Below are 8,943 nucleotides of genomic sequence, written 5' to 3'. Positions count from 1 at the left end.
CAACAGATCCTCCAGCTGTCCGGATCAACTGGAAATTCTATCGGAAAGAGCTCTTATTACTAATATACGAGGGGGAACAGCATGATTGGCATAATAGATTATGGAGCAGGGAATTTACATAGTGTGGTTAAGGCAATTACTCGCCTTGGTTATCAGATTAAGCTTATCACCAAACCTAGCGAGCACGATGATGAAATAGAAAAGCTAATCCTACCTGGTGTGGGAAATGCCAAGGTGGCCATGGATGTTTTAAATGAGACAGGCTTAAGTGACTATTTGCGGGCAGAAGTTGATAAGGGGACACCTCTTTTAGGAATTTGCTTAGGAATGCAGCTTCTTTTAGAAACGAGTGAGGAAGGTAATGTTCCGTGCTTAGGGTTTCTACCAGGAACAGTCCCTTTGTTTGGTGAAGAGGCGCAAAAAGTTCCACATATGGGTTGGAATCAAGTGCAGGATGTGCAAAAACATTTCTTGTTTCAAGATATTCCAGATAACGCGGACTTCTATTTTGTTCATTCCTATTATGCACAGCCTAGCATAGAGGATCACATAATCGGTGTGACAAATTATGGACCTGACTTTGCATGTGCGATAGGAAATTCCCAGGTGATGGGTGTACAATTCCATCCAGAAAAAAGCGGTAAACACGGCATTCAATTGCTAGACAATTACTGCAAGCAAGGAGTTGACGAGCATGCTTAGAAAACGAATTGTTCCTGCAATAGATGTTTTAGGAGATAAAGCAGTAAAATATGTTCAATTTAGAAATCCTACGATAATTGGTGACCCAGCAGAGCTAGGGAAGAAATATTCAGAGGATGGCGCGGATGAGTTGATCTATCTGGATACTACTGCTTCGTTAAAAAACCAAGACTTAAAGATAGATTGGATTCGTCGAGTCGCAGAGCAAGTTTACATACCTTTTTCGGTAATTGGCGGTGTTAGAACGATAGATGACTTTAAAAGGTTGCTTCGCGCTGGAGCAGATAAGGTAGGGGTCAACTCCGCTGCTGTACAGCGACCAGAGCTTTTAAGAGAAGCGGCAGATATATTCGGTAAGCAATGTGTGGTGCTAGGGCTTGATGCCATGCCAATTTATAATGATAACAATGAAATTATCAGATGGGAAGTATATACACATTCCGGACACGAGAAAACGGGAATGGACGTAGTAGAGTGGGCACAGCAAGCAACTGAACTTGGAGCAGGAGAGATTATTTGTACAAGTATTCATAAGGACGGTATGAAAAATGGCTATGATGTGGAGCTTATTAAGCTGCTATCTGAAAAAGTGAATGTGCCAATTATTGCTTCTGGTGGAGCTGGTACTTTAGATCATATCGAAGAAGTGTTTAAAGATGGAAAAGCAGATGCAGCTTTAGTAGCCTCGATGATCCACTATGGAGACTATACTATTTCGGAGATTAAAGATTATCTACATGAAAAGAAAATTAATGTGAGAATGTAAATGGTGATTACCTGCTGGAGAGAAATCTCAGCAGGTTTTTTTGATATATTCATATCGTTAGATTGGTATAAATTTGACAATCGGTCGGTTCTTAAAGAAAATCGGTCGATAACCAGGTATAATCGGTCGGTTCCAAACAATAATCGGACGGTTTTCCCACATAATCGGACGGTTCTCATCCAATAAAAAGCTATCTAACCCTATGGGGTCAGATAGCTTTTATAAATTGGAGTTGTATGAAGCTTGTCTATCTCAGTATCTCCCAGCCGCGTTGTTGTGCGACACTTAATAGTTTTTCTTCAGGCTTTACAGCGACAGGATTGCCGACTAATTCAAGGACGGGTAGATCTGAATAGCTATCTCCGTATGCATAGCTGTTTTCCCAATCTATTTCTTGTCCTTCTAGTCTTTCTAGTAGCTTTTTCGTCTTCATCACGCCATTTACATGCTCTAGTGGAGACTTTGTATACACATAGTTATCTTTATATATGATTTCCGTTCCGATGATATCGGTAAATGTAATTCCTTCTGTGACACGTTCTAAAAATTGGGTGTAAGCACCTGAGACTAGATAAATATGTACATTTTCTTGCTGGTGAGCATTCAATTTTTCTAAAACCTTTTTATTGAAGCTTTGCTGCATTTGCTCTTTTAATTCGTCAAAGTATTGATACATCTCATCTTGTGTTCTTCCTTCAAAAGCCTCTAGATATAATTGCATGGACCGTTTTCTCATACTAGTAGTTGGATAAAGCTTAAGTTTATTGGCAATATAAGGCGGGACGATGGATCTATAAAAACGTTTATATTGCGGATGATAGGTCGGGTGCACCTTTAAGTGATTCATTAGCAGCTTGAAAGTCTCTTCCTCATATAACGTTCCATCAAAATCAAAAATAGCAACTTGCATATCTATCTTCACCTTTTCATTAATAGCTTTATTTTATTATACTGGAAAAGGGTGAGGAAAGACAAAATACTATTAAGAAATAAACGCTTTCTGTCCTTAAGGGGAACAGAAAGCGCCTATTTAGGTTACTATTGCATTTTGTACATTGGACCTTGAGCAGTACCGTACGCGTTTAAGATTTGCTCCATAGTTTGTTCTTCGAAGCGAGGTACTTGATAATACCCATGCTTGTTTTGATAAATGGAAAGCTCGTAAGCCATCTCAATACAGTTAGGGATTGAATCCTGAAGGACTCTTCGCACAACTGGGTTAGTAGCTTCTAGCGCTGCAGGAACCTTACCAGCAGCTCCAGCTTTAGCAGAGCTTAACAAATAACCGGAGATCATTTCGTCATTTATCTCTGAAGCACTTTGGATAGGTTTTTTAGGTTGTGATGACGGTTTTAGACCATAAGTAAAATCATTTTGCGTGGCCATCTTATAAGATGCAGTGCGATGTGAAGGGTCTTTCCCAGTTTTAAAGCATTCCACCAGCATATTATACTCGTCTAAAGCAAAAGCATACTGACGGTCTAGAATGCTTAATAATTCCTGATCCTTCACGTGTGGACGTAAAATGGTGCTCAAGTTTAATGCACCGATTGCTGCAGACAATACCTCATGTACATCCATTAATTCGTGCGCACCATGATTAAAATGAGGTACAACCGTTTGCCCATTCATCGTTTCACTGTGATTTTGACTGTATGTGTTATCCAATCTATTCTCCTCCTCCATTAAGATGTATTGAAACATCTAAATTAGTGTGAACAGAACAAACAAAAATATGTATGCACGCTAAGTTAAAAGAAAGTGTTACAGGTGCCAGGCACCTGTAACACTTTTGAAATAAAATAACCGTGATTTTTAAGGATCACGATTATGCATGCATTTAGTTTTCGGTCGAAGCTACTAATGAGAACAGGAAACGATATAAAAACTGGTATGTTTCTTCTATTGTATAATTTGTGTCAAAATCGTCAATATAATTTAAAGGTAGATTGACTTCCCACAAGCCATCTCCAGCAGAGAACATGACACTGTAATTCATTGCTTTTCCATCAAAATGTTCATTCAAATATGCTTTTACTGCATCTCCATATTTTTTTTGAAGGGATAGTCCGAACATAGCTGTATATACTTCAAATACTTCATCGTACTCAAAGGCGATAGCGTCTACACTTAATGTTTCGAAATGAGGAGTCTCTAAGTACATAAACTCGTTCATTTTTTCTTTAAAATGAGTAATAGGAGTTTTTAAAAAGGCGTTAGATTCTTTTGAGATTAATTCCTCTGTTTCTTTAACGAATCTTTCAATGATGGCATTTTCAAATAGTTTGTCGCTTTCTATTATGGATATACTGGCAGTTTCCGATAAAAGTTCATTAGTTAGAGCATAGTCATGCTCTTCTTTTGTCAGTGAGATATGTTCTCCTGCAATTTCCGTGATTTTTTGAGTTAGTTTCTTTTTTATCATATATAATCGTTCCTTTCTTCATCTGCAATTACTTGTAAGTCGTATGCGTCAATACTAATTATAGGGTAGTTATTATTTTCTGCATAACTTTGAGCAAGTTTTTTTATAAATTTTGGTGAACCTTCATTTTCGTCATCATAAATGATTAACATGGCATCCGTATTTCTAATGAGAAATTTATTTTTTTCGATAAATTGCCACGGCGCTTCATAAGGCTTTTTTGTCACGCTCGTATGAAAATCAGCAAGTGCAATAAGCCTATGATAGTTTTCCTGCTTTTGCTCATTCCAATTTTTCTCTTGTTCCAGGAATGGTGTAATAATAGAATATTTTAACTGGGGAAATTCCTTTTTTAGCTCCACTACTAGCTCTGCTGCCCATGTCTCCACACCTAGCTGTCCACTAAGAATAACCCATTCCAGTCCTTCATCTAGGAGAGCACGCATTTGATTCTCAATCGCTTTTTTTATAATAGGAATTCCAGGATGGCTATCATTAAATATCCCTAATTCATGGGCTTTATACCCAGTTACCAAAAGTCTTTTAATCATTTTCTCTTCCTTTTCTTAAGTTATTGAGTAATGTGACCATATACTACATTTTCTCATAAACTAATATGAATGCAAAGAAGGGATGATGGAAGTTGAATGAAAGAAGTAGCGTGGAGTTTGTAAGTCCATTTGATGGTTATGTATTCCAAGCAGCAGAAAGTTTAATAGGCACTAATATTGCAGTGCAAACGACTAAAAATATCCTTCAAGGAAAATTGACAGCAGTCGCTCCAGATCATCTTGTCGTAAATGTAGGTGGAGTTCCTTTTTATGTACGTATACAAGCTATCGTTTGGATTTCTCCGAACATATCTAAATGAAAGGATGGTTGATTGTTTAATAGAGTAGATAAATTGTTGATTGAATTGCCCAATTTAGAATATGGAGATGCAAATGCGGCTTCCGCTGTGCAGGAGCTCTTAGGTGGAAAATTTGGTGAAATGTCGACACTTAACAACTATATGTATCAATCCTTTAACTTTCGTGGCAAAACTAAGCTAAAACCATTCTATGATTTGGTAGCCAGTATAACAGCGGAGGAATTTGGTCATGTGGAGCTCGTCTCCAATACGATAAATCTATTATATAAAGGAACTAGCTTCAGTGGAGAACCAGATGTGGCACCACTACAAGATGCCAAAAATATGCGAAACACTTATGCTTTTATAGCCAATGCTCAAACCTCCTTAGCCGGAGATTCCATGGGGAATCCTTGGAGAGGAGATTATGTATTTTCGAGTGGTAACCTAGTATTAGATCTTTTGCATAATTTCTTTTTGGAATGTGGTGCAAGAACCCATAAAATGAGAGTATATGAAATGACTGATCACCCAACTGCTAGGGAAATGATCGGATATTTATTAGTTCGCGGAGGGACGCATATTATCGCTTATGCAAAAGCCCTTGAAATAGCTACAGGTGTAGATGTAACTAAAATGTTGCCAATCCCTAACCTTGATAATCGTGCGTTTGATCAGGCACGAAAATACGAGGATTTAGGATATGGGAATGTACTTTTTACATGGAACAACGTAGGCGATTATAAAGACATTGATAAAATCTGGAAGGGTAAGAATCCTACAAGTGGGGACCAATTAATTGTGAAGGAAGGTAGTCCTAAAGGCTATAAAATTCCTGAATTAGAATCTCTCCCGGAAGAATTCGCTCCTGGTATCGGTCCAGAGGAATTCCAAGCCATTGCCAAACGATTAATGTCTAAAATGTAAACTGACATACAGTTAGGGAATAAGGATGCTTCAGAAAAACAAATGGCTAAAGGGTGTCATACATTGTATCGGCATTCTACCTTGAGCATACCGGTATGTCGAACAAAACTGGAACAAACATTATATAAAAATAAATAAATACTAATTTTTTCCTAAATGTGTTTGTACCATGTACCGATCATTTGATAGACACAAAAACCCCCATTTTCATAGAACGGGGGTTTTCATTATTTGTTTGATTGTTCATCTAATCTCGTTATTCTTTCGTAACCATCATGTGCTGGAGCTCTTTCATATTACGAACACCAGCCAAGGAGATAGAAACCTTTGTCTCTTGCAGGAGATTCTCTAGGACTCTTTCTACACCTAGTTGTCCTCCAGCAGCTAGCCCCCAAACGAAGGGGCGACCGATACATACAGCAGAGGCACCAAGAGCTAGAGCCTTTACAGCATCAGAGCCTCGTCTAATACCACTGTCAAATAAAACAGGAATTCTTCCATCAATAGCTTCTACAATACCAGGAAGTGCATCAATACTGGCAATAACGCCATCCAGTTGCCGTCCACCGTGGTTAGAGACAATGATGCCGTCTATTCCTTGTTCAACTGCTAGCTTGGCATCCTCTGGATGGAGGAGCCCTTTAATCAAAATTGGGAGGGAAACGTGGTTCCTTAGCTCAGCAATATCATTCCAGTTCAAGGTAGGATGATATATATTCTCTAAAATACTATCAACGATAGCCTCCTGAGAATGCTCTGGTAAAGCAGCCATAAAAACAGGGTCTGAAGCATAATTACCTTGGCCAAAGCCGCGCTTTAAAGGAGAGAACTGGTTGCGAATATCTTCTTCTCGCCAACCGAGCATCACCGTGTCTACTGTCAGGACAATTGCTTCATAGCCGGCAGCTTCTGCACGTTTAGCCATACTAAACGCTATCTCTTTGTTAGATGACCAGTATAGCTGGAACCATTTAGAGCTTCCGGGAGTTGCGGCAGCAATCTCTTCAATAGAAAAACTTGACACAGTACTTTGTATGTAAGGAAACTCATAATTAGCTGCAGCCTTTGCCACAGCAATTTCTCCATCTTCATGTGCAATTTTATTTACTCCAACTGGAGCGATGAAGAGGGGGTGAGGATACGTTTTACCAAGTATTGTTACTTCGGTATTTAGGGTAGATACATCATTTAAAAATCGTGGAACGATTGAGTACTTTGAAAAACTATTTATATTTTTTCGATAGGTTTCTTCTCCACCAGCAGATGATCGAATATAACCAAAGGGACCAGCCTCTAATGTTTCTTTTGCAGCCTTCTCCAATTCGTTAAAGTCAATTGGGTACTGTTCATTATTCTCTATATTGCCTAATAGTAGGTCATTGTTTTTAGCGTTACTCAACGTTTTCACCTCTCATGGAGTGCTAGTTTAAAACTTTCTTTATAGGAATGGATTTAATAATTAGTCCTTTTTTAATCTGGCAGCTAATCGGTTGCCGAGAGACTGAATGCCTTGAACTAAAATAATTAAGATAACCACTATGACATACATAACGTCCGTTTCATAACGTAAATGTCCATAACGATAAGCTAAATCTCCTAAACCACCAGCGCCGACCATGCCAGCCATAGCAGTTGCTCCTATTAATCCCACCGTTGCAATTGTTAATCCTAATATGATAGATGGTCGTGCCTCTCGCAGCAGCACATGCCATATAATGAACCGTGTTTTGATCCCCATGGCTGTATAAGCTTCAATTACTCCATTTTGAACTTCCAAAAGGGCGGACTCCATCAGACGGGCGATGTAGGGCGCAGTATAAATAACTAGCGGAACGATAACACCTTTCACACCGATGGTCGTACCTACAAGGAATTTCGTAAATGGTAGGATAAAAAATAATAGAATGATAAATGGTATAGAACGAATAACATTTATGAGAAGGTTACTTAACTGGTATACGATTGCATTTTGTAATGCTTGCCCAGGTCTCGTTAAAACAATCAGTATACCTAAGGGAATACCGATTAGGATGGAGATTAATAAAGAAATCCCTACCATTTGGAACGTTTCTATGGTGGCTTTTCCGATTAATGGGAGCCATTGATTGGTAAATTGTTCAATCCCACTCATGAGTGCACCTCCAAGTTTTCTGTCTCTACACCGCGTTCGTTTAGAAATTGGATTGCAGACTGTACTTGGTCCGGATCTCCGACTAAATGGATGACGATATTACCCACAATTCCATTTTTCAACTCGATGATATTGGCGGTTAATATATTAGGCTGGACTTCAAATCTTTGGCTAACCTCTGCTAATAAGGGCTTACCAGTGCTCTCTCCAACGAAAGTTAAACGTGTAACAGCACCTGTTACATGGAGCTGAGAAATTAGAGACGGGGATAGATTTCGTTGACTGATTGTGCTTAAAAACTTCTTTGTTGTTGGATGCTTTGGCTTTGTAAAAAGGTTAATCGCAGTGTTTGCTTCGACAACTTCTCCTTTTTCCATTACATACACATGATCACAAATTTTTTGAATGACATTCATCTCATGAGTAATTAGTAGAATAGTGATACCCAGCTCTTTATTTATTTTTAATAGCAAATCCAAAATGGAATCAGTAGTTTCAGGATCCAATGCACTTGTTGCTTCATCGCTTAATAGTACTTCGGGTTCCTGTGCAAGGGCTCTAGCTATTGCGACGCGTTGTTTTTGCCCTCCAGAAAGCTGGTTTGGATAGCTTTTATATTTATCAGATAAACCAACTATTTCTAAGTACTTTTCTACTCTACTTTTTACTTCTGTTTTATCATAGCCGAGTAGCTTTAATGGAATGGCAATATTATCATAAACAGTTGCTGTTTTTAGAAGATTAAATCCTTGAAAGATCATTCCTATTTTATTTCGTACCATACGTAGCTTCGCCGGGGGGAGGGGGGTAATGTTATTGCCATTTATGTATACTTTTCCGGATGTTGGTTTCTCTAATAGATTTACACAGCGAATGAGTGTGCTTTTCCCTGCACCGCTATAGCCTATAACCCCATGAATTTCTCCTTTTTTTACGTGTATGCTTACATTATTAACAGCCTTTACCGTACTACTTTTACTGCTGAACTCTTTTGTGATATTTTCTAAAACTATCATGAATGATCTTCCTTTCTAAAGAAACGCCGGCAGAGCTAGAAGCCTGCGTTTTTCTTGATGTCTAGCTTCGGCGCCTTGCCCCTCGGGATCAAATGGGAAAATACTCCGGTGGCTGTGGACCTGCCT

Annotated in this window: 11 protein-coding genes; 4 read left to right on the top strand and 7 right to left on the bottom strand. The window is 38.7% G+C overall.

From position 1 onward, the window contains the following. Nucleotides 1–81: 81 nt before the first annotated feature. Nucleotides 82–702: an imidazole glycerol phosphate synthase subunit HisH gene (hisH, locus tag HF876_RS18335; RefSeq protein ID WP_169361500.1), complete on the top strand. Its 621-nt coding sequence runs from the start codon at nucleotides 82–84 to the stop codon at nucleotides 700–702. Next, a complete protein-coding gene (hisF, locus tag HF876_RS18330) occupies nucleotides 695–1,468 on the top strand; it encodes an imidazole glycerol phosphate synthase subunit HisF (RefSeq protein WP_169361499.1) in 774 nt (257 codons plus the stop codon). Before hisH ends, hisF begins: the two co-directional genes overlap by 8 nt. 247 nt (nucleotides 1,469–1,715) lie before the next feature. Here the strand turns inward: hisF and HF876_RS18325 are convergent, their stop codons facing one another. The 4 genes from HF876_RS18325 to HF876_RS18310 all read right to left on the bottom strand — a co-directional run bounded on the left by HF876_RS18325 (nucleotide 1,716) and on the right by HF876_RS18310 (nucleotide 4,444). Beyond that, nucleotides 1,716–2,378, bottom strand: a complete 663-nt coding sequence (locus HF876_RS18325; RefSeq protein WP_169361498.1) for an HAD family hydrolase — start codon at nucleotides 2,376–2,378, stop codon at nucleotides 1,716–1,718. A gap of 128 nt (nucleotides 2,379–2,506) precedes the next feature. Then, a complete protein-coding gene (locus tag HF876_RS18320; protein ID WP_205964174.1) occupies nucleotides 2,507–3,100 on the bottom strand; it encodes a spore coat protein in 594 nt (197 codons plus the stop codon). A gap of 208 nt (nucleotides 3,101–3,308) precedes the next feature. Continuing rightward, nucleotides 3,309–3,893 carry a branched-chain amino acid aminotransferase gene (locus tag HF876_RS18315; RefSeq protein ID WP_169361496.1) on the bottom strand — a complete coding sequence of 195 codons (585 nt, stop codon included), beginning with the start codon at nucleotides 3,891–3,893 and terminating at the stop codon, nucleotides 3,309–3,311. Further along, entirely contained in the window at nucleotides 3,890–4,444 is a 555-nt protein-coding gene (locus HF876_RS18310; protein WP_169361495.1) for an SLOG family protein, read from the bottom strand. The genes HF876_RS18315 and HF876_RS18310 overlap by 4 nt, the downstream gene beginning before the upstream one ends. Before the next feature lie 92 nt (nucleotides 4,445–4,536). On the opposite strand from HF876_RS18310, the gene HF876_RS18305 reads away from it, so the two are divergent. Together HF876_RS18305 and HF876_RS18300 are read left to right on the top strand one after the other, a co-directional pair. Next, the gene (locus HF876_RS18305; protein ID WP_169361494.1) at nucleotides 4,537–4,764 is read left to right on the top strand and encodes a YuzF family protein; all 228 of its coding nucleotides are present in this window, start codon (nucleotides 4,537–4,539) and stop codon (nucleotides 4,762–4,764) included. Between the two features lie 12 nt (nucleotides 4,765–4,776). Beyond that, a complete protein-coding gene (locus HF876_RS18300; protein ID WP_169361493.1) occupies nucleotides 4,777–5,670 on the top strand; it encodes a manganese catalase family protein in 894 nt (297 codons plus the stop codon). Between the two features lie 256 nt (nucleotides 5,671–5,926). Here the strand turns inward: HF876_RS18300 and HF876_RS18295 are convergent, their stop codons facing one another. Genes HF876_RS18295 through HF876_RS18285 form a run of 3 tightly spaced genes read right to left on the bottom strand, consistent with a single transcriptional unit; the run spans nucleotide 5,927 to nucleotide 8,817 of the window. Beyond that, on the bottom strand, nucleotides 5,927–7,069 hold the full coding sequence (locus HF876_RS18295) for an alpha-hydroxy-acid oxidizing protein (protein ID WP_169361492.1): 1,143 nt from the start codon (nucleotides 7,067–7,069) through the stop codon (nucleotides 5,927–5,929). Nucleotides 7,070–7,129: 60 nt separating this feature from the next. Next, complete coding sequence (locus tag HF876_RS18290; RefSeq protein ID WP_169361491.1) at nucleotides 7,130–7,801, bottom strand: methionine ABC transporter permease; 672 nt, start codon at nucleotides 7,799–7,801, stop codon at nucleotides 7,130–7,132. Beyond that, nucleotides 7,798–8,817: a methionine ABC transporter ATP-binding protein gene (locus tag HF876_RS18285; RefSeq protein WP_169361490.1), complete on the bottom strand. Its 1,020-nt coding sequence runs from the start codon at nucleotides 8,815–8,817 to the stop codon at nucleotides 7,798–7,800. Before HF876_RS18285 ends, HF876_RS18290 begins: the two co-directional genes overlap by 4 nt. Between the last annotated feature and the right edge of the window lie 126 nt (nucleotides 8,818–8,943).

Origin of the sequence: Psychrobacillus sp. BL-248-WT-3, from assembly GCF_012843435.1 — a bacterium.
Lineage (GTDB): Bacteria > Bacillota > Bacilli > Bacillales_A > Planococcaceae > Psychrobacillus.
Note: the sequence above shows the minus strand (reverse complement) of the source record. Positions and strands in the feature narration are given on the sequence as shown.